Here is a 22197-nt window from a genome sequence, read left to right as displayed (position 1 = left end):
TTTCTGCCATTATATTCGGGCTGATAGTGTAAATTTAAATTAGGGTTTTATTATGGTGATATTTAGTTGTTGCAGGTAGTTACGCCATCCCCCAAATTGACTGATATCTATTGTATTCTCGACGGCGTAATGCTCGCAGACAAAGCCCAGCAGCGCCTCACCACTTGCCAATATAATCGTGCCGATCCCTAGCGGTGCTGGAATATTGGCTACAAAACTTCCTAATTCGTGTACTGGTAGCTCCCAAACTTCCACTTCAATCGCAACGCCCTGTTCATTCTTGTTGACTCGAACCAAGCCAGGACGTTGCGGAGGATTGCCTGGTAATGCGTAAAGTCTGTAGTTGGGTGAAGTAGTCGTGCTTGTCACCAATCGGCCTCGACGGCTGGTTAATTGCTCATTCAGTGGCAAACCAGATAAATGTGCGCCACAAACAGCTATCCGCACTTGTCCCGATTCGGACACAGCGGGAAAATTCGTAACCTGACGCAATGCAATGCCAGTTGCACCCAGAGGTAGTGATTGAGCTTGCTGTAATCGGTGGGCAAGATGCAGCAATGGTTCATCTTGGTGGGTCGGCGCTGCCAATGTTATACCAAAAGGCAGTCCATTACTCTGAAAACCAGCAGGAACGGCGACTGCCGCATAGTCAAGCAAATTCATGAAATTGGTATAGTAGCCCAGATTGCTGTTGAGACGGATGGGATCCTGCTGCATGACTTGAATGGGGTAGATGGTTCCAGCAGTGGGTGTTAACAAACAATCAACGTTGGCCCAAATCTGATCTGCCTGTTGCTTGATGCGGCGTAATTGATAAAAACCATTAAATGCATCAACAGCTGAGCGTTGTTTCGCGGTTGCGATAATTTCACGAACCGGTGCAATGACTTGATCGCTATGCAACTCGAAAAACGATTGAATCGCTGCATAACGTTCAGCTACCCAAGGACCCTCGTAAAGCAGTCGCGCAGCTTCAAGAAAGGGTTCAAAATCAATCTCGACAGCCTCTCCGCCCTGTGCTTGCATACGTGTTATTGTTGTACTAAATAATCGCTCGCTATCCCGATTATCGAAAAATTCAAGTTGTTGCTTGCGTGGAATGCCAAAACGAAAATGGAAAGCGGTGCCAAAATTAAAACCATGCCCTTTTCTTTCCTCAGAATAGATATCGGCTGCGTCGTAGCCGGCAGAAATTGCTAGGATGCGCGCCACGTCAACAGCAGTAAAGGCAAAGATGGATACCGTATCAAGAGAACGGCAGGCAGGCACTACCCCATGCGTCGAGAGCCAGCCTCGGGTAGGTTTATATCCGATCAGATTATTAAAAGCGGCAGGAACTCTACCTGATCCTGCAGTATCGGTACCGAGGCTGAAACATACCTGTCCCTTGGCTACGGCGACAGCCGAACCTGAACTTGAACCACCGGCAATATAAGCAGGATCAAAGGCGTTCCGACAAGCGCCATAGGGAGATCGCGTACCATTCAGCCCGGTAGCGAACTGGTCGAGATTGGTTTTACCGATGGGAATTGCACCTGCATCGATCAATCTTTGCACCACAGTTGCATTACGCGAGGGTGTGTAGGCAAAAGCCGGACAAGCGGCTGTGGTTGGCAATCCTGCTAAATCTATATTGTCTTTGATAGCGAAGGGTATGCCATACAGCGGGAGCGATGCCATACCTGCTGCTTCTACCTTGCGGGCATAGTCTTTCAATGATTCCAGCGGAAGCATCGAAATCCAGGCGTGATCCGGATCATTCTGAATCTCGGTATGAATTGCTTCAACCAACTGAGTCGGTGATAGTTCATCACTCGCGTAACATTGCCGCAATGATGCGATGTCGCCAAGCGGCAACAGCTTCTTTGCCATCATTTTTCTTCCTGAACGACGAGAAGCACCTGCCCGGCAGATACGTATCCTCCTTGCTTGCAGAATAACTGCCGTATCGTACCAGTAACTGGTGAATCTACTGCGAACTCCATTTTCATCGACTCAATGACGATAACCGGCTTACCCGCTTCGATATGCTCACCTTCTTTGACCAACAGCTTCCAGACTGTGCCGGTTACTTGAGCACTGATCGCTTGCGCATCTTCCGGCAAGTCCAGCTCACTTTGTGAGTCGGCATCATCCAGTATGTCTTCGTTGACATAATGGGACAAATTGTTTGCTTCCCAGTCTCGTCGCTCGGCTTCAAATGCCGCTTGTTGCTTGACTTTAAATGCGCTGATGCTGGTAGCTTGCTGCTGCAGGAAAGCATTGTATTGTTTAAGATTCAAAACTGTTTCTTCGATGCGGAGTTTAAAATGTCCGCTAATAAAATCCTTACGCAACTTGAGCAATTCATTTGCACTGACCGGATAGAACCGAATCTGGTCAAAGAAACGCAATAACCAGGGTTTGCCATTTGTGAAATCTTCTGTTTGACGGTAGCGATTCCACATCGGTATAGTACGTCCGACGAATTGGTAGCCACCGGGACCCTCCATGCCATACACGCATAAATAAGCGCCGCCGATACCAACCGCATTTTCAGGCGTCCAGGTACGAGCCGGATTGTACTTGGTGGTCACTAAGCGATGGCGAGGATCCAGCGGGGTAGCCACAGGTGCGCCCAAATAGACATCTCCTAGCCCCATCACCAAATAACTGGCTGCGAAAACGATGTTCCGGACATCCTCAGTACTTTCTAGTCCATTTATCCGGCGGATAAATTCGATATTGCTCGGGCACCAGGGCGCATCGCTGCGCACCGACTGCATGTATTTCTCGATCGCCAATTGCGTTGCAGCATCATCCCAAGACAAAGGAAGGTGAACAATGCGGGACGGCACTTCCATGTCTTCAATCGCAGGCAATTGCCTTTCTCCCGCGATCAGAAGCTCCAGCAATGCATCACGGGATAGTTGCAGGGATTCAAAGTGGATTTGCAAGGAACGGATGCCAGGAGTCAAATCCAGGATGCCGCAAAGCCCGTTGTCGATACATTGCTGCAACCAATTCATTAAAGCATGAGTACGAAAGCGCAAATTCAGATCAAGCATCGGTGGCCCATACTCGATCAGCAAGTATTTGTCGCCGGATTGACGGTAAGTCACTTGCATCTGTTCTTCACTTTGAGGAATACAATGCAGAACAGGATCTTCCAGTTCTTGGGAGATGGAATAAACCGGCTTATGTTGATTCGTCTGCAATTCCTGAATTAATTCTATCTGTTGCTGTTCCAGCGCAGTTGCCTGCTCTATTGATACAGGATAGAAGTGGACGTTGTCGCCGGGTTTAAGTTGTCCGATTTTCCAAAGCTCTGCCTGAGTAATGGTGACCGGACAAACAAAACCACCCAGACTGGGACCATCAGGGCCCAGTATGATCGGCATATCTCCGGTAAAATCGACTGCGCCGATAGCATAAGCATTATCGTGAATATTGGAAGGATGCAAACCAGCCTCCCCGCCATCGCTGCGCGCCCATTGCGGCTTGGGGCCAATCAACCGTACGCCTGTGCGGCTTGAATTATGATGCACCTTCCATTCTGCAGCAAAAAAATGTTCGATATCCTCTGGAGTGAAGAAATCAGGCGCGCCATGAGGGCCATACAACACCGCAATTTCCCATCGATTGGTATAGTGTGGAATCAATTCGTGCGGAAAGCACCGTGAAACAGGAGGACATGGAGATGGAAGCAAAGGAATATGAAGCACATCACCGGCACGCAATACACGTCCGGCATGCCCGCCAAATTGTCCAAGCGTGAAAGTGGATTTACTACCCAAGTAATCCGGCACTTGAAAACCGCCATACACAGCTAGATAAGCCCGGCTGCCGCCCTGTTTAATCTTGCCAAATTGCAAACGCGAGCCCGCCTTGATGAAATGAGATTGCCACTGCGACAGCGGCTCATTGTCCAACAACACATCCATCGACGCACCGCAAATCGCGATGATACTGTCGCAATTAAAACGCAGCGTCGGGCCTGCGAGAGTGATTTCCAATCCAGCGCTATTATCAGAATTATTGACCAATCGATTAGCAAGACGAAAGGCCAAGCCATCCATCGGCCCGGAAGGCGGAACGCCCACATTCCAGTAACCGATACGCCCCGGATAGTCCTGGATCATAGTCTGTACACCGGGACTCAAAACATCGATACTGTGCGGCAGATAATGAAATCCGTTGAGAAATTGCGTGTTCGACTGCCCATTACGGAACACCGCACTACGCAGTATTTGTTCAAGATATGCGAGATTGGTTTCAATCCCATATAGTGATGTGCTCTCCAGTGCATCCAATAGTTTGGCTATAGCCTCTCCTCTTTCCGGTGCATGGACGATGATTTTCGCCAGCATCGGATCGTAAAACGCGGAAACTTCTATGCCGCGCTCGACCCAGGTTTCAACACGCGCAGCAGCAGAAAATTCCACTGCAGTCAGTGTGCCGCTGGAAGGTTGGAACTCTTTCGCAGGATTCTCGGCATACACTCTTGTTTGAATAGAAACTCCGCGAGGCTGGATGGTGAAGGAGTCAAGCGGCGGCATATCACCGGCGGCTTGTCGCACCATCCATTCCACCAGATCAAAACCGGTGACTTCTTCGGTCACGCCATGTTCAACCTGTAGGCGCGTGTTAACCTCGAGAAAATAAAATTGGCCCGTAGTATCATCAAAAATATATTCCACTGTACCAGCGGATTGATAATTGACGGCCTTGCCGAGGCGTACCGCTGTATCCAACAATGCTTGCCGCAGATGTGACTCAAGATTGGGCGCGGGTGTTTCCTCGATGACTTTTTGGTTGCGCCGCTGCATGGAGCAGTCGCGTTCACCCAACGCGACAACTTGGCCCCTGCCGTCGCCGAAAATCTGTACTTCGATATGACGCGCTTGGTCGACATATTTCTCCAAAAATAAACCAGCATCCTTGAAATTGTTTTGTGCAAGGGTTTTGACGGACTCGTAGGCACCAATCAATTCATCCTGATTCCAACACAAGCGCATGCCGATACCGCCACCTCCAGCAGTACTTTTTAGCATAACGGGATAACCAATATGGTTGGCCTGATGGCAAGCGACTTCCAGATTTTCCAGCAAGCCGGTTCCGGGCAGCAGCGGCACCTGATTTTCCATCGCCAAAGCCCGTGCCGTGTGCTTCAGACCAAAAGCACGCATTTGCTGCGGTGTGGGACCAATAAAGCTAATGTTCTGCGTAGCGCATTGCGCAGCAAATTCAGCATTCTCGCTTAAAAACCCGTAGCCTGGATGAATCGCTTGAGCACCAGATTGCTTGGCAACCCTAAGGATCTTATCCGGACGCAAATAGCTTTCCGCCGCAGCGCCATCACCAATACAGTACGCTTCATCTGCTTCGGTAACATGACGTGACAACGCATCAGCTTCAGTATAAACGGCCACGCTGGTTATTTGCATGCGGCGCAGTGTGCGGATAATACGGCACGCAATTGCACCACGGTTGGCGATAAGTATTTTGCTAAACATAATATTAATCCCAAATCAACAGCCGGATTGGCGTCGGGTTATATGCGTTACACGGATTGTTAAGCTGAGGACAGTTGGAGATCAGTACGACGATATCCATTTCCGCGCACATTTCGACGTATTTTCCTGGTGCAGAGACGCCATCCGCAAACTCCAGGCCGCCAACTTCCGTCACTGGAACGTTCATGAAAAAATTGATGTTGCTGGGCAAATCGCGCTTGCTCATATCTAATTGCTGGCACAACGGATCGTGCGCCAATGCGTGCAAAAAATTGTCGCGGCAACTGTGCATCGGAAGTTTCTCCAGCGCATAGCGCACGGTATTACTCTCCGCCGAGCAGGCACCGCCTAGCGTATCATGCTGCCCACAAGTATCCGCGATGATGCTGAGCATGACATGGCCAAGATTGGAATAAAGTTTGCTGCCAGTCGACAGGTACACTTTATTTTGCCGGTTAATGGTGTCGGTTGCGCTATAACGTTCTTGTGCGTTATGGGCGTTGTAGAACAGAGTGTCGACCGCTTGGTTGCCTTCCAGATCCACAATGCGAAAAGTTTGTCCCTGTTTAACTTGTTTTACCCAGGGTTCTCCGGCGGCACAAATTTCATCGATCACGGCATGTTTGGGATCGAGCAGACTGGTATGCAGATAAGAAGTATTCATTTCGCACCTTCACAATAAAAGTTTTGCACGTTCTGTAACGCACGGATATTTTCACTGATATGTAGGCATTCCTTGATGGCCTGCGGTGGTGTATTAAACAGTTCCAAATTGACTGTGCCAGGTTGATATGGTTTCTTGGGATCCAGCGGGTGTGGCGCCGTGGATAGCGCAACAAGAGTATCCATTACAAAACTCAAATCTACGTAATCGCCCGCCTTACTATGATTGGCTTGATAAGCTAATTCGCCCGAAGCAACAGCTGTGACTTTACTGAAGAAATTGATGTTGGCTACGATGTCACGCATACCCAAACCCCATTTACCTAGCTCGATCAATAGGCCATCCAGACCACTGCGAAACATTTGATTACGATGCTCCTGAAAGCGCGCAGTACCATATTTTTGTTGGATCAAATTAGCATCACTTAAGCCGCACACAGTATCATGCCAGCCGCAGGTATCCGCTGTGATGCAACAGAAAATGCGCCCCATGTCTGAATGACAGGCATGACCCTTGGTTAAGCGAAAGGTGTGCTGCGATTTCAGGGTGTCCGCCATGTTGTAGCGCTCAAGTTTTTCTTCCTGATTAAAAAACAATACTGCTGCATTCGCGCCTCCGTCGACATCGATTAAACGCAATGTAGCTCCCCGACGAATAATGCCTGACCAATGGCATCCGCCTGGTATAACTTGTTTCCAGATGATTGTTGGCTGATTCATGACCGTCTCCTCAATAATTTACCCAAAAGCAGATAGATTGTAGTAACACCCAGAATGCTGCCCAGCACCAGCGGCGTGGCCCATAACTGCCACCACGGTGCGTCGGCTGCAATGGCATAAGGACGTGGCCAGGCAATATTGATCAGCTCGAATAACGCCCAGGTAAATGCTAAGCTATTAATGACTAACCCCCATTTTCCCAGCTTTAGTTGCCCCAAATCTGGATTCCATCGACCAGTCAATCTAGCAAACAACGCGATTCCGGTGGTGAATGCGAACATGGCGTAAAGACCGCCCGTACCAAACGCGATAATGGTAGCTACCGCGTCGTCGTTAAGTCCAAATATTAATCCGCAACTTGCCATCAGGACAGTGAAGAGAATGGCATTACGCGGTGTATCGGCAGGTGTGACTCGATTGAGTATGCTGGGTAAATTACCTTCACGTGCCATTGAGAAAACAATACGTGACGTGTATTTGACTACCGATGCGCCGCAAGCAAGAAATGCGATCATGACAATCGCCAGAAACGGTTTTTCAATCCATGTTCCGAAATGGCTGGCGATTAACGGTGTAATCGGATCGGCAGTCACACTGCTGTTAATCAAAATATCATGATCAAAAGCTAATACCAATGAGGCTGAATTGAAAATCACCACCGTACCGACCGCACATAGCGAAAAAAATATTGCCCGTGGTACCGCGTGCTCTGGTTGATGCGTTTCTTCCGCAGTAGTCGAGCAAGCATCAAAACCAATGAATGCCCAACCGGCGATAGCAAGTGCCGCGAGAAAAGCAGCGATACTACTGGGCGCAGTACCGGTACCTAAATGCTGAAACAATTCCATGAAAGAGTGCTGGCGGAAAAACAAGAATAACAGCACCGTAATACCCAGTGATCCGACCACCTCGGCATACACTCCGAGTTTGATAACGAGCTTAAAAACACTGACATGCGCCAGATTCAGCAGAGTACATAAGGCCAGAAAAATTATTGCCCATAGAACTTTCTCACCACCACTTTCGCCTTCTGATCCGAAAAAACCGGCAAACCAAATGCCGCCTGCATATGCTGTAGTGGTCAGCATAGCAATAGTGGAACTGACATAAATGACCCCGGCATAATGACCCGCAGTGGCGCCATAAAGCTGCCTTGCCCATTTGTACGCACCGCCGGCAATCGGAAATTGCGATGACAATTCCGCATAAACGGTTGCCACCAGCAATTGCATCAACAAACAAATCACCAGTGCAGCAAACCAACCTCCACCTGTCACAGTAGTTTGTACGCCGATGATGGCATAGAGTCCCACGATTGGGGACACCACCGCAAAGCCCAGCGTAAAGCTGTGCCAGATGTTCATGCTGGGACGCATCGAATGTACCGCCGACGTTGCTAACTCACGAGTTGGTTTTGGAGTTCTGAACATAATAAGTCTCCTTGATTGAGAATTAATACCGAAAAACCCATGTATCAGTGATACATGACCAGATCTCCCGGGCTTTTATCCCTCCGTGGAGCCTCATTATCATGAGACCGGAAACTCTTGGACCAGTCACCTTGCTTACATTGGCCGGAACCCTAGTTTCCATATTGACGTACTGTGCTTTTTAAAGGCTACACCAGCAATCGCTGATGCTGATATGCAAATGACATAAAAACACGTAACGAGTGTCAATTCTAAGTTCGAATTCAAGAGAAAGCAATAGTGGTGATATAGCCTTGTGGTAATACAGCCTGATCTTGGATCAGGTTAAAGTGGGCATAAATCCAATGAAATTACGCAATTCCCACGTAGTGACAAATGCTGGCGAAAGCGTTGAATCAATTAGATGAAAAATTACTCACTGACAAAATAATAACGAGAATTTTGAATTCTAATAATCCCTAGTGTGCGTGGGAAATATTCCCTCATAATATTGACATGGGATATTTTCCCACGTATTATGCGCCTTATGTGATTAAATTTTCACACAGAATAAGTGCTTTTAGGTGGCCAGCTGTGTTAATACCGGAACCATTCATAAAGGAAATTGAATTCTGGAGCTAACTCGGCTAGCGCAATAAAAATCAATTTTACAAAGGCAAACATGCTTACCATCCACTCTTCAGACAAGAAAGTGCATCTGATCCCAGAGTTTACGTACCTTAGCCCGACGGGCGCGGAGCGCGAGGAAAAACTGTGGTTGACTACTACATCTGGCGCCAAGATTATGGCACGAGTGCTGGTGCCGAGTTTCGTTAATCCGGCCTTGCCGCCTTTGATTGCGCTGCATGGCATTTCACGTAATGCTGATGCTATTTACGCGGCATTTGCCGCATCTGCAATTGATACCGGGCGTGTATTGATCGTGCCACGTTTTTCTCGTGCACAATGGCCGATTTTTCAGCGCATTGGCCGTGTCAGACCTGACAAGGCGATTTTGACGCTGATCACTATGCTACGCAGCAATGGCACGATCGAAGCAGAATCCTTTGAATTATTCGGATTCTCCGGAGGCGCACAGCTCGCCCACAGGTTTGCATTACTTTATCCAAATCTGGTGTCATGCTTACATTTAGCGTCCTCTGGCTGGTACTGTCTACCGGACATGACACTTTCCTATCCGGCGGGTCTGGGTCAACCAGCAAGATCGCTGCAAAGTAGTGAAAACGATTTGCTAGCAAGAATGAGAGCACAGCTGACTGATTATCTGCGCCTGCCATTGAGCGTTTATGTTGGCACCGCTGATACGATTCAGAATTCGACATTACGCAGCAAGCCCCGCCTCAATGCTGTGCAGGGGCCACATCGTCTAGCGCGTGCCAAAAGCTATGTGGCACATTTTACCGAGGCTGCCAAGACACATGGTATTAAGCCCAATGCGCGATTGATCCTGCTTGACGGTTGCGGTCATGAGTTTTCGCAGTGCGCAGTACTGGGTGGACTCACTCAACAAATTTTTTATAACACCTAATTCTTTCAGTAAAAATGGAGACATCATCATGCCTACTCAGCTTCAGGATATGTTCAAAAAAGCAAAATGGTCTTTTTCCACGCGGCGAGTGGATCATGCGCAAGCGCAAGCGCTGGATGCCGATTTTTCCGTAACGCACCCCGGTGATCTGATTCTCGGCCGAGTCCTGTCGATTGGCCAGCATCAACGGATTCAATTATTAGCTGGCAGACCTTCAACGTTATATCCAGGTGATCTTGTTGTGCTGCCTTGTGGTGCGCGCTATGCATCGGATCAATTCGAAGGAATTGCCAAGATAGATCCCGAGGGTTGCGATATGCTGGCAGGTGGCGGGTGTCTCGGTCGGATGCTGAGACGTAATGCACGTATCAAGGCTCCGACGCGTATAAAACCGCTGGGGAGAATCATGAATGTGGATGGACAGGCACTGAATGTTGCCGATTTTGCCTTGCCGCGCGCGGCAGGTCGATCCACACTTCCAGTCATCGCTGTGCTTGGTACCGCCATGAATTCTGGCAAAACCACGGCAACAGTTGCCTTGTCACATGGTTTGACGCGAGCAGGATATCGGGTGGCTACGATTAAGGCGACAGGTACGGGCGCTTTTGGTGACTATAACAACTATGTTGATGCCGGTGCCCATGTCGTAGCTGATTTTACCGATGCTGGAATGGTTACGACCTATCTGGAGCCGTTAGAGCGAATCAAACGGGGAATTAACGATCTGTTATGGCACGGACAGCAGAGCGGAGCCGGAATTGCCGTAATGGAAATTGCCGATGGGCTTTTCCAGAAAGAAACTGCTGCCTTGATCGCCGATGAGGTGTTCCACAAGCGCGTTACAGGAGTGATGTTTGCATGTGGTGATGCATTGGCAGCCGCAGGAGGGGTGGCGGAACTGGCGCGGCTGGGTCTGAAACCCGTTGCCCTGACGGGGATGCTGAGTTGCTCACCCATGGCTAGCGCTGAGGCGCAGGCTGCAACAGGGATCGAAGTAGTTACCCGAAATCAGCTTCTGGATCCAGTCAAGGCGAGTCAGCTAGCAGCAATGCTTGGTGCAATATATGAGGTGTCGGCGGCGTGACCCCTCCTCGTATCATGGCGCAGGGCCGCCGTTATCTGATCGCAATCCTGATCGGGTTGGCGCTAATCCAGGCGCTGTCAACGGCCGCCGCTGTATTTTCCACCCGTTGGCTGTTTATGGCGATACACGACACTTGGCAAGCTGGCGTCACATCAGATAGTTACGCAACAGAATCACTCCCGCTGATAGCGCTTCTGTTACTTGGCGGATCGGGACTGGTGATCGCGGTGGTGCGGGTGTTGTTCCGTCGCTATGGGGAAACCCTTGGTCAAAACTATGTCAGAGATGTACGTATAGCGTTGTTTGACCATGCTAGCCAAATGTGGCCGCGTGACTTGGCTGCACGGCGTGCGGGCTACGTTTCTCTGCGCTTTGTTGGTGATTTGACCGCTCTCAAGGATTGGCTGGCGCGCGGGCTTCCGTTGCTGGTCGAAGGTGTTGTGATGCTGCCAGCAGCAGTTATCATTCTGTTAGTGATCGATCCCGGATTTGGTGTCATCGGCCTTTGCCTGGCATGCCTGGCATTGCTCTCACTGGCAACGATGGCGAGAGGATTGTTGCAGGCACATCAGCGGCTACGGGCGCAGCGTGGCTTGCTGGCAGCTGACCTTGCCGAGCGCTTGCCAATCGCACCTGAATTAGCGGCGCTTGGTCGACGTCATACTGAAACGAATCTAATCGCCCGACGTTCAGCGGAATTGACACAGGCAGCTGTCACGCGGATAACCCGTAGCGAGGCATTGCATGCGTTCCCCGATGCACTGACCGGTGTAGCTGCCGCATTACTGATCTGGTGGGGAGCGGCTTCCGGCTTAACGATTGGAAGCATTGCTGCGGGATTGGCGGTGTTGGGCTTGACCGCCCGCCCGCTACGAGACCTGATGGGTGTGACAGACCGAGCCAGCGCCTTTCGTGCTGCGCATGACAAATTGCGCACCGCACTCGCTCGTCCGGTAGCGCCTGCTCGCAGGAAGAGCTCTGTCAAATTGCCCGTCGGGCCGGTCACGCTCGATTTGGTGCAAGCATGTGTGGCAAAGGAAGAACCGCTAACGCTGTCGCTAGAACCCGGGGAATGCGGTATGTTACCTCCCAGTGCAGATACCGAAGCCTTTTTTCGCGCGATTGCCGGGCTTGAATCCGTTGTGTCAGGAAAAATTTATTTGAATGGTCGTCCAGTCGAACGCCTGGCATCTAGCAGTTTGCGCCGAAGTGTCATGCGTATTTCGGAAGCACCGTGCATCCTGAAAGGAACGATGAGCAGAGTGCTGACACTGGGGTTGCCGGAGCGGCCAACTGATGCTGCGATTCTTTCCAGGCTGGAAGAGGCCGGTTTAGCAGAATTGCTGGCAAAGCTGGGTGGGCTTGATCAACGTTTGCCCGAAGGCGGTCGCACCCTGTCACGTGCTGACCGGATAGCGCTATCACTATTGCGTGCAGCGCTCGGCAACCCTGGATTGCTGCTGATTACGGGCAGTTTTCGCGATCTTGGCGAAGCCGGCGCGCGATGGGTCAATGCTCATGAGGCAACCAAGCTTCTTGCTTCATGAGATTGCCAACTTAATTTACCTGCTTATTCTATTAAATTCATGAAATTTATTTTTAGTTTCTTCATCGCCGTCGCTCTCTTTATCGGTTCTGGAGAAAAATCATTTGCCATTGATTTCAATGAAGGTCAGTTTCGCGCTCGGATGGGTAAGGGGTTAACTTATAGAACGCAGGATAGGGATTTTAAAGCCAGTCTAAAGGGTGTGTCGCAAGTGGATGGCATCTGGCTCAACACCAATGAGACATTGAGCTCCACTGATTCCGGTATTCGCCGTGGGCGACTGACATTCGGCATGCAGCTTTATCGTGACTGGGATGTGCGTGCCACCTATGATTTTACAGCGAATCCGTTGGATGAACGTGGTTTTCAGGATCTTTACCTGAGATATTCTGGCATTCGCCGCACCCGGATTTATCTGGGCAATATGCGGGAACCGATCGGACTGGATTGGCTGACCAGCTCCAGGAATACCCTGTTCATGGAACGTGCACAGATGACAGCATTGATTCCACCACTGCATCTGGGAATGGCTGCAAACACCTACGGCCGCAAATGGGCGGTCTTCACCGGCATTTTTGGCGAGCGACTGCAGGACGGCATCAATGAGGGAAATGGTTGGGGTGTCAGTGGTCGTGTGGTGTATACACCTTTCCAGACCCGACAGAATATTTTGCATGTCGGTTTGTCTGGATCGCACCGTGAACCCGCAGAAAATATCAGGGCATTTACCAACGACCATCAGGTATTCGACGCCGAAATTACACGCTTCAGCTCAATTGGCCGTGTGCGTAATTTCAGTCAGATTTTTGTGACTGAATTGGCGGCAAGTCATGGTTCCGCGTCGATGCAATTTGAATATCTACGAACGTTTACCGACAGGCAACAATTGCTAAAGCCGCCGGAATTCGATTCCTGGTATATCCAAGCTGGCTGGATTATGACCGGAGAAAAGCGCCATTACAGTAGAATCAGCCGTACTTTCGATGGTATCAAACCAAACAGCAAGTTCAATCTGAACAGCGGTATAGGGGCTTGGGAAGTGGGAGTGCGCTACGGTGAACTTAGTTCTGTCGGGCAAAAACACTTTGGCGATAAAGAAAACAATCTGACGTTGGGTGTTAACTGGTACCCGACCGACTATATGCGCGTCATGGCAAATTACATCCGGGTGCAGTCCGATCTGGACTTTTCCCGAATACCTTCACCCCGGAACAAGCACGCCAATATTTTCGCTATGCGCGTGCAGATCGAGTTTTAGAGGCGCTATTCAGCAAATGCGATTTATTGCAGTGATTTACTATTCGAGACCCTTGCAAAATTCAAGAATCCCAAACCGCGCAGTTGTTTGATAGTCAATGGATAAAACTGGCTCCGCCGGCCTCTTGGAATCTTAATTTCAAAGCGCCCTTGCAGGTGATTGATAAAGCGACTGTAAAACCCATTGCCTTTATTATCCAGCGATTCAGTCAGAAATACTGCTCGCTCAGATTCCATCAGACTTTCAAATGCTTGACAGAGTATTGTTTGCACATCCAGTCTTTGTCCTTGATGCAAATTCCTTATCGTTTCATCTCCTTTGTTTGCCGTCAATTTCACGGCTTGGGTTGAGCAAGATTACCACTTAACGGACTGTCCGAATTTGCGACGCCACTTCTCTTAATAAAATGTTGGCAGAGACATACCCATCCAAAGCAGCGCGAGGATTATCATGGTAATACCAACCCCTATCGTACCGACGATCATGCCAATGAGTATGGTGATGCCATCCTTGCTGAGCAAACCCAATGACATAATCAGAATTCCCCAGCCAGGCGGAAAATTGGTCAGAGGAATAGGGAGCGCTATGGATAAAGCAAAAACGAATGTAAAAATGCCAATAATTCTTTCCCAGGTGTGCACGCTGATATACGTCAGCCGCGGTTGCAAGCGTTTTTCAATTTTTTTGAGCCAGGGGTTAGCCTTGACGATCAATTTTTCCATAGTGGAACGTTTGATCTCTTTATTTTCGATCCAGACCGGCAGCCAAGGTGCCCGCATGCCAAGCATCATTTGTACCGAAAATATGAATAGCGGAATGGAAAAAAATGTTGTGTAACCCGGGGGCACAGGTACGGGAAGACAAAGCGGCAGTGCGGCGATAGCCAGCAGAACGCCAAAACCGCGTTCATGCAGGGTGTTCTTGATCTCCCCTACTTTCAGAGTGTCGCTGCGATACACAACGACCACGTTTTCCAGCAATTCAGATGTCGAGCGTCCGCCAATGTTATTGCTGTTATGGTTGTTATCGCTCATAGATGGTTTCCTTGAGTTTCCATATCTTGTCACATAATTGCATCAGTTATATTAACAATAAGTGGCGCACAAAACATTTTTCTAAAATTTTCTGGAGATCTGTAGTACGAATTCAATGACTAAGTGCACCAGCCTACGGAGAGTATATCGATTATTAATCGATAAACACGAGGGCACAATGCTTCTTGGTTAGTTTCTTTGCGCTATTGTACATATCTCCGACCCTCGAACCAGATCCAATGTCATGCTGCCGACTGGTTTAGGGTGTAACACAACAAATAGTCCATAGTGCATTAAGATGGATAACTTCTGCGCTGGATTCAGGCGGAACCCGAGGTTGATTTTTGGGAATAACCGTAAGGATGTTATGATTTGCCTTGTTGTTTGGTTTTGTAAACGGTAAAATGCCGTCCACACTAGCGCTGACTCCATCAGTGCTTATATCGTTGAATTAGCTGAGCTATGCTTACCAACAAATTGACCATTGATTATCCGGTAGGAAGGCCTCCAAGATATCCCCTGTTGGACAAGCCTCACCCCTTATTGGCAGCCAAGCTAAATAGAAATCGCCATACCTACGAAACCACACTCCAGGTATGTCTGGAATATGTCAATGATTTAAAAACAATCGCATGCAGTGATGACCCCGAAGGGATGAATCCTTATTGGGTCAACGGCTTCATCCCAGGGATGGACGGTGTAACTCTCTATAGCATGACTGCGAACCTTAAACCAAAGACATTTCTGGAAATTGGGTCAGGCAATTCTACGCGCTTTATCGCGAAAGCCATGCGGGAACATAGCCCAGCAACAAGATTGATTTCAATCGATCCAGCTCCACGAGCCATGTGTGACAACCTATGTAATGAAATACACCGCAAACCACTGGAGGAAGTGGATCTATCCCTATTTGATCAGATCAAAGCGGGTGACATCATCTTTATGGATGGCTCACATCGTTGTTTTATGCATACTGACACAACTGTATTTTTTCTCGACATATTACCGCAGCTGCCACACGACGTGTGGGTAGGTATTCATGATATCTGCTTGCCTTTTGATTACCCGGAAAGTACTGTGAACTGGTTTTGGTCAGAGCAATATTTGCTCGCTTGTTATCTGCTGGGAGATTGTTCTTGGCTGGAGGTCATTCTACCAAGCGTTTTTGCTTCTGTGGATCCTGAGTTATCAGGCATTCTCAAGCCCCTTTGGTCAAACTGGCCTCCAGGAGCAATCGAACAGCATGGCAGTATTTTCTGGATGCGTATTTGCCGAAACCACTAAGTTAAGCAAACACTTGCCTTGAACTTGTCACCAATTGGACGATACATCTAATCTATCAGAAATAGGTTTTATCAATACTGTCGTGTATCTTAATCACGCCAAGCTGGAGCTCATCAATAAATTCATGCAGTTTCTCCTGATCAAATGTTCCCAGTTTGGAATGCTGCACTTTTTGTTGCAATTTGGTGATTAACAGTAACGTTTTCTCGTTGCGCGGCAAACTCTCCAAACAATTATGCACTTGGCATATAGCGTGATAAAAAGCACGTGGGAAGCGCTCCTCTTGCAATAAGAATTTTAGAACATCCGAACGACTTATGCGCAAACGCATTTCACGACGGTACATCTGGTAAGCGCTGAGTGATTTGAGCACACTGACCCATTGCAAATTCTCAAATGGAGATAAGGCTTCCGACATATCCGGCAGTAGTGTAGCGGAGCGGACATCAATAATACGTGTTGTCATATCAGCACGCTCTAGGTTACGCCCCATACGCAAGAAATCATACCCTGCATCATGCGTCATAGTGCCGGCTAGCATTCCGCTAATGGTTTGTACACCCAGAATGATAGAACGCAAGTAATCATAGCGGTGCCGCTGTGTCTGCACACTCCTTGCATTTGTTTTTGCAGTCAAATGAAGTGTATTCATTTGCTCCCAAACCTCTCGTGGAATAATGTCACGAATGTTACGAGTATTCTCACGCGCCATGTTAAGCGCACAGAGAATGGAGCCTGGATTGCGAAGATCGGTGACCATGAAGCGTATCACGCTGCGCTCATCCGCTTCTTCATATAGGCTGTAAAAATAGTCTTTACGGCTTGTAATATCGACAATGGGCTCCCATCCCAATCTCACTCGTTTCGGCAAATCAAGCAACAGGTGTGTATTGACGTTAATCAAACGCGCAGTGTTTTCTGTACGCTCTAGGTAGCGTGCCATCCAGTAGATTTTGTTAGCAACGCGAGAAAGCATAGTCAAACTACCTCCATATCAACGATCCAGGTATCTTTACTACCCCCACCTTGCGAGGAATTAACAATGGTCGAACCCTTGCGCAATGCCACACGTGTCAGGCCGCCGGTTGTGACTATGGTTTGCTTTCCACTCAAAATAAAAGGACGCAAATCCAGATGACGTGGCTCCACGCGATTGCCTATCAAGGTGGGTGCGGTAGAAAGTGTTAGCATCGGTTGTGCAACATAATTGCGCGGATCTCGACGGATCAGATTTACAAATTTCTCACGCTCTTCCTTGCTTGCTTGCGGTCCGATGAGCATGCCATAACCACCCGATTCATTGGCTGGCTTAACAACCATTTCATGAATATGCTCAACAACATGTTCGCGTTCCTGTTTATCGATGCATTTATAAGTTGGCACATTCGGCAAAATGGCGTCTTGATCCAGATAATATTTAATCATATCTGGCACAAAAGCGTAGACCACCTTATCGTCGGCCACCCCGGCTCCGGGTGCATTGGCTAAAGCAACTTTACCCGCTTTCCAGGCGCGCATGATTCCGGGCACGCCCAACACGGAATCGGGCTGAAACGCTTCCGGATCAAGGAACAAGTCATCAATGCGACGATAGATCACATCGACCCGCGTAAGTCCTTCGATGGTACGCATGTACACAACGTCATTCTTGTCCACAATCAGATCACTGCCCTCGACCAATTCTGCCCCCATTTGCTGCGCTAAATAGGCGTGTTCAAAATAAGCAGAGTTGAAAATACCTGGTGTCAGTACAGCAATTTCAGGCTGATCTCCGGGCCGTGGTGATAAAGCGGCTAATGTGTCATATAACTGCGAGGGATAATCATCGACAGGCAGGATATTGCATTGGTCAAACATTTCAGGAAACAATCGCTTCATTACCAGGCGATTTTCCAACATGTACGAAACGCCTGAAGGGACACGCAGATTGTCCTCCAGCACATAAAATGTGCCGTCTTTGTCACGCACCAAATCTGAACCGCAAATATGCGCCCAGATATTCAAGGGTGGATTTACGCCCACACATTCCGGGCGAAAGTTTTTAGAATCTTTAAGCAATTCAGCAGGAAAAATATTATCCTTAACAATGTCTTGTTTATGGTACAAATCATCAATAAAAAGATTCAAAGCCTGGACACGTTGTTTAAGGCCAGCTTCCACTTGCTGCCATTCTTTTTTATCGATAATGCGTGGAATGATATCAAACGGCCAAGCACGATCTATAGAGCCTTCCTCTTCCGTATAAACCGTGAATGTGACGCCCATGACATGGATGGCGGATTCTGCTGCTAATTTATGTTCTTCAATATCTTCGTCTTTTAAAGCACGTAAATAACTACATAAAGTCTGCGCAGCAGGGCGCGGTCTTCCACTGGCCCGCAGCATTTCGTCATACAGATTTTTTACCTTGTAACTTCCCCAACGAATGGTCATTATGTTCTCATCATGTAAAATCGAAAAAATAAAAAATATTTCTTCGTATATATAGTTTTAAAGTAACATGCATCTAAAGCAAAATACAAATGCGCGCATTATCTATTTTTCTTTCTTCCATATATTTTGACATTCAGAATAGAGTGTAACTCTCTAATAATTAAACATTCTCCGGCACTCGATAAGCGCTGAGAGTTTATCAATCCCGATTCATTCATAGCATCTTTTAATGAAAATTATAGTTTCTTACTTTCTCATCAATATGCTGTTGTTTAGTTCTGATTCAAAGGTCAATGTTGTTAAACACCATGCGACAATCAGCAGCTGAGTACAGCTTATTCAGAAAAATGGAATTAGTAAAAACAATCAACGATTACTTCTTCAGCATTCAATTACTGGTATGACCTTCCGGTTTTCTCCAACACCTTAACCTCTATCAGTGGCTACGGTTGACTATTAAGCCCGGCCTCTTTTAAGTTTGCTCTTATAATCAGCTTTCCTTTTGGTGCTACACCATCCTTGCTAAGGATGTAAACTATCAAGTACACACGGCAATACCGAGATACACTAATTTAAGGTACTGAAAAAATAGATTTTCAAGCAATGCACTATTCGTTGCAAAAACATGTAACGATAAGATGGAAGATTTTAGTCAATGTGGATTAATCGGTAGTTTCCACCACCAACAGATCAAATGTCATATCCACGAAGTCTTGAACAAAGCCTTCGCAATTTCCAGAACTCTGGGTTAAAGGTTACTTCATGCGGTTACATATACACCACATAACTCGATACTACTATGATGATTCGGTTTTTCTTGAACCGCATTATCTTAATTTTTACCCTCAACATCGATCTTACTTGCAAGTTGAAGCCTTCGATCTCAAGGTAGATCCCATCTCAGACGGACTCTTCCCCTTATTGAATATTGAGAATTCATTACAATATCAATGTTGGTTTAATAAAACTGTGAAGCATCTTGAGATTAACGCATCCATAAAGGTGCACTCTACTCAATTTAACCCTTTTGGTTTCTTCATCGATATGAATGCCCTCGAAATGAACAGCCAAGAACACTTTGGATATTTGAGTATCAATCAATCTATTTCATCTGAAATGCAAGCCATGTTGTTACCCTATAGGTCGTTGCCGCCTAATCAATTACTGATACCGGTAAATGAAATTTTGCAATTGATCAATCAACATTGGGATCATACGGTAAGATATGCTGAAGACATACACGACCCCTCCGATTGCTTTCAAAGAAAAAATGGATCGTGTCGTGACCTATCATGGATGATGATTACCATGCTTAGATATTTGGGGATACCCGCGCGCTTTGTGAGCGGATACGCCTTCAATCCTGAATTGGGGGAGGGACATGAGCTACATGCCTGGGTGGAATTCATAGCGCCAGGAGCGGGATGGGTCGGCGTAGACCCAAGCGCTGGTATTTTTACTAATGAAGCGTATATACCCGTTGCTGCCAGTAAAGATCCAAAGAAAACTTTACCCGTGTATGGTTCCTATCGGGGTAGTGTAAGTTCAAGATTGGAAACGGAAGTAAAGATAATAGAACTCTAGAAAATTAAATTATTTTCCCTTCGATCTCAGTAACAAACAAATTATCTAGAATAATGTTCGGCCTCAGGCCAAGCAATTGTAACTTAGCCCGCAGATTTGCTACTTTTCAAGCTGTTATCAAAGCAGGTGGAAATTTTCTAGTAAACAACGCGGAACTTAGTCGTAGAGAGTTTTTTATTAACCGTAATTTCTTTTTATATAAAAAATATGACTTATTGCCTCGCAATCAGTGTTAATAAAGGACTGGTGTTTGCCTCTGATTCAAGAACTAACGCTGGCGTTGATTATGTAACGACTTATAGCAAAATGAGTACGTTTGTCTGGCCTGACGAGCGCATCTGTGTTGTGTTGACGGCTGGTAACCTAGCTACATCACAAGCGGTGCTCAACAACATTCGAACTGATTTGGAAAAACCAAATTCCAAAATGAATTTACGTAAAGGCCCTCATTTATATGAAGTGGCACATTATATTGGCCAGCTCAGCCAAAAAGAGCAACGCCAACATGCTGATGCAATGAAAAAAAGCGCTAATGGCGGCGCTGAGGCCAGTTTTATTTTAGGTGGGCAAATTGCTGGGCAACCATCAGAGATTTTCTTGATTTATCCGCAGGGGAATTATATCAGTGCCTCACCGGAAACCCCTTATCTGCAAATCGGTGAGAATAAATACGGCAAACCGATTCTGGATCGTATCATTACGCCTACCACTTCAATCGAAGATGCTGCACGTTGTGCGTTGGTATCTGTGGAATCCACTATCCGCAGCAATATCTCTGTAGGCCCGCCCATCGAACTGGCAATGCACACCAGTGATACTATTCAAGAACCCAATCGTTTAAAGTTAACACTCAACTCCCCAATGTACAAATCAATGCAGAAACAATGGAATGAAGGGATGCGCAGGGCTTGCGCCCGCTTACCCCGCTTTGAGTGGGAAAACGCACAAGTAAAAAGTGATTAATGACTGATCTCGGTTACGACTTGGTGAATGTATCGAAGTTTATTCAACGAAGTATTGGAAATCACGAAGGGATAGGCATCGTCCATGCCCATACTGCGGTTAAGCGCATTCAATGCAACCGATAAACGACACCAATCATCGAACAGCTCATCAAACGAAGCAGGGGTACAATAACCGCTGCTCATTTGAGTGTTATCGATTATCACAGGTGGAGAAACATCATGTCCATGGATTCTAAATCCAAAATCATGTGCGGTTTCGACCGTATCCACCATATGCAAATAATGCGCCCATGTCTCCGCCCAGTCTTCCCAAGCATGCGTACTGGCATAGGCACTAATCCAAATATCCCGCCAAAATGTTGGCGGGCCTTGGTCATAGTAAGATTTTAACGATTGTTGATAATCTAATCGTTCATCACCGAATAATTCACGAAAACTGTTGATCCTGTCTGTTCCTTTTATCAGGAAATCCCAATAGTAGTGCCCGGATTCATGCCTGAAATGGCCCAACAAAGTACGATAGCGCTCATTCATTTTGTCCCGCATCTCTATGCGGGAACCATGTTCGGCTTCAAGCAGGTTAATCGTGATCATGCCTGAATTATGGCCTGTTGCAATACTATGACCGACCGTCAATTCATTGCTGAATTCTCCTCCTACAGCTTCATCCTGCAGGAATTCAAAACCCATTCCTCTAGATGGATCTTGCTCTCGACTTACTACCGGCAATTTCAGGCTATACAAGGTATACAGTAAGCGCCGCTTCGCAAGTTCAACGCGATACCATAAGGTAAGATTTTGCGCCTCACTGAGATTTGGAATAATATGGTTAAGACGGCATGAAACGCATAAGGGATGTTGATTATCAACTGACACCATCCAATTACAAACATTATAATCCACATTATTCTTACACAAGCGGTAGGTTTGGTTATTAAGTAAAGCCAACCAATTACCATCAGCAGATGGCTCCAAAGCGCTGAGTTGGCTTTCATCGGGTAAATAACCCACCATCCGACTGCAGGAGAAACACTGATTATTCTCAAAATGCAGATTATTTCCACAATGACACTGGAAAGTTTTCAAACGAAAATCCTATATCGAGCTAAATTCCAAGACTATAGATTACAGCAAAACTCTGATGGTGGTATTTTTTGTACCGCGGATTCAAAT

General features: G+C 47.3%; 17 protein-coding genes, 1 pseudogene and 1 riboswitch. Of the genes and pseudogenes, 8 read left to right on the top strand and 10 right to left on the bottom strand.

Going from position 1 to position 22197, the window contains the following annotated elements; genetic code table 11:
* Window positions 1–39 precede the first annotated feature (39 nt).
* Genes atzF through QZV86_RS01020 form a run of 5 tightly spaced genes read right to left on the bottom strand, consistent with a single transcriptional unit; the run spans window position 40 to window position 8308 of the window.
* Window positions 40–1875, bottom strand: a complete 1836-nt coding sequence (gene atzF / locus QZV86_RS01040; protein WP_295623427.1) for an allophanate hydrolase — start codon at window positions 1873–1875, stop codon at window positions 40–42.
* A complete protein-coding gene (gene uca, locus QZV86_RS01035) occupies window positions 1872–5495 on the bottom strand; it encodes an urea carboxylase (protein ID WP_295623426.1) in 3624 nt (1207 codons plus the stop codon). The genes atzF and uca overlap by 4 nt, the downstream gene beginning before the upstream one ends.
* A 4-nt stretch (window positions 5496–5499) precedes the next feature.
* Complete coding sequence (locus QZV86_RS01030) at window positions 5500–6159, bottom strand: urea amidolyase associated protein UAAP2 (RefSeq protein WP_295623425.1); 660 nt, start codon at window positions 6157–6159, stop codon at window positions 5500–5502.
* Complete coding sequence (locus QZV86_RS01025) at window positions 6156–6878, bottom strand: urea amidolyase associated protein UAAP1 (RefSeq protein ID WP_295623424.1); 723 nt, start codon at window positions 6876–6878, stop codon at window positions 6156–6158. Before QZV86_RS01025 ends, QZV86_RS01030 begins: the two co-directional genes overlap by 4 nt.
* On the bottom strand, window positions 6875–8308 hold the full coding sequence (locus tag QZV86_RS01020) for an APC family permease (protein WP_295623423.1): 1434 nt from the start codon (window positions 8306–8308) through the stop codon (window positions 6875–6877). Before QZV86_RS01020 ends, QZV86_RS01025 begins: the two co-directional genes overlap by 4 nt.
* 62 nt (window positions 8309–8370) lie before the next feature.
* A riboswitch (guanidine-I (ykkC/yxkD leader) is annotated at window positions 8371–8475 on the bottom strand.
* A gap of 494 nt (window positions 8476–8969) precedes the next feature.
* Here QZV86_RS01020 and QZV86_RS01015 point away from each other — a divergent pair.
* Genes QZV86_RS01015 through QZV86_RS01000 form a run of 4 tightly spaced genes read left to right on the top strand, consistent with a single transcriptional unit; the run spans window position 8970 to window position 13724 of the window.
* On the top strand, window positions 8970–9836 hold the full coding sequence (locus tag QZV86_RS01015; RefSeq protein WP_295623422.1) for a hypothetical protein: 867 nt from the start codon (window positions 8970–8972) through the stop codon (window positions 9834–9836).
* 28 nt (window positions 9837–9864) lie between these two features.
* Window positions 9865–10920: a DUF1611 domain-containing protein gene (locus QZV86_RS01010; RefSeq protein WP_295623421.1), complete on the top strand. Its 1056-nt coding sequence runs from the start codon at window positions 9865–9867 to the stop codon at window positions 10918–10920.
* Window positions 10917–12467, top strand: coding sequence for an ABC transporter ATP-binding protein (locus QZV86_RS01005; protein WP_295623420.1), 1551 nt, complete (start codon window positions 10917–10919; stop codon window positions 12465–12467). Before QZV86_RS01010 ends, QZV86_RS01005 begins: the two co-directional genes overlap by 4 nt.
* Window positions 12468–12506: 39 nt before the next feature.
* Entirely contained in the window at window positions 12507–13724 is a 1218-nt protein-coding gene (locus tag QZV86_RS01000; protein ID WP_295623419.1) for a porin, read from the top strand.
* A 23-nt stretch (window positions 13725–13747) separates the two neighbouring features.
* On the opposite strand, the gene QZV86_RS00995 is transcribed toward QZV86_RS01000, so the two are convergent.
* Together QZV86_RS00995 and QZV86_RS00990 are read right to left on the bottom strand one after the other, a co-directional pair.
* Entirely contained in the window at window positions 13748–14056 is a 309-nt protein-coding gene (locus QZV86_RS00995; RefSeq protein ID WP_295623418.1) for a hypothetical protein, read from the bottom strand.
* Between the two features lie 66 nt (window positions 14057–14122).
* Window positions 14123–14758, bottom strand: coding sequence for an exopolysaccharide biosynthesis protein (locus QZV86_RS00990; RefSeq protein ID WP_295623417.1), 636 nt, complete (start codon window positions 14756–14758; stop codon window positions 14123–14125).
* A gap of 462 nt (window positions 14759–15220) precedes the next feature.
* Here QZV86_RS00990 and QZV86_RS00985 point away from each other — a divergent pair, with 462 nt between their 5' ends.
* Window positions 15221–16042: a class I SAM-dependent methyltransferase gene (locus QZV86_RS00985; protein WP_295623416.1), complete on the top strand. Its 822-nt coding sequence runs from the start codon at window positions 15221–15223 to the stop codon at window positions 16040–16042.
* Window positions 16043–16097: 55 nt separating this feature from the next.
* Here the strand turns inward: QZV86_RS00985 and QZV86_RS00980 are convergent, their stop codons facing one another.
* Together QZV86_RS00980 and QZV86_RS00975 are read right to left on the bottom strand one after the other, a co-directional pair.
* Window positions 16098–17018, bottom strand: a complete 921-nt coding sequence (locus QZV86_RS00980; protein ID WP_295623444.1) for an alpha-E domain-containing protein — start codon at window positions 17016–17018, stop codon at window positions 16098–16100.
* 2 nt (window positions 17019–17020) lie between these two features.
* Window positions 17021–18475, bottom strand: a complete 1455-nt coding sequence (locus QZV86_RS00975; RefSeq protein ID WP_295623415.1) for a circularly permuted type 2 ATP-grasp protein — start codon at window positions 18473–18475, stop codon at window positions 17021–17023.
* 762 nt (window positions 18476–19237) lie between these two features.
* On the opposite strand from QZV86_RS00975, the pseudogene QZV86_RS13750 reads away from it, so the two are divergent.
* The 3 genes and pseudogenes from QZV86_RS13750 to QZV86_RS00965 form a co-directional block, all read left to right on the top strand.
* Window positions 19238–19468: pseudogene (locus tag QZV86_RS13750) on the top strand (transglutaminase N-terminal domain-containing protein); the annotation flags it as partial.
* 66 nt (window positions 19469–19534) lie between these two features.
* Entirely contained in the window at window positions 19535–20059 is a 525-nt protein-coding gene (locus QZV86_RS00970) for a transglutaminase family protein (protein ID WP_295623414.1), read from the top strand.
* 207 nt (window positions 20060–20266) lie between these two features.
* On the top strand, window positions 20267–21022 hold the full coding sequence (locus QZV86_RS00965; RefSeq protein WP_295623413.1) for a peptidase: 756 nt from the start codon (window positions 20267–20269) through the stop codon (window positions 21020–21022).
* Here QZV86_RS00965 and QZV86_RS00960 read toward each other — a convergent pair.
* Window positions 21019–22110: a putative zinc-binding metallopeptidase gene (locus QZV86_RS00960; protein ID WP_295623412.1), complete on the bottom strand. Its 1092-nt coding sequence runs from the start codon at window positions 22108–22110 to the stop codon at window positions 21019–21021. The genes QZV86_RS00965 and QZV86_RS00960 overlap by 4 nt on opposite strands.
* Window positions 22111–22197: the final 87 nt, after the last annotated feature.

Origin of the sequence: uncultured Nitrosomonas sp. (genome assembly GCF_902826915.1) — a bacterium.
GTDB lineage: Bacteria > Pseudomonadota > Gammaproteobacteria > Burkholderiales > Nitrosomonadaceae > Nitrosomonas.
Note: the sequence above shows the minus strand (reverse complement) of the source record. Positions and strands in the feature narration are given on the sequence as shown.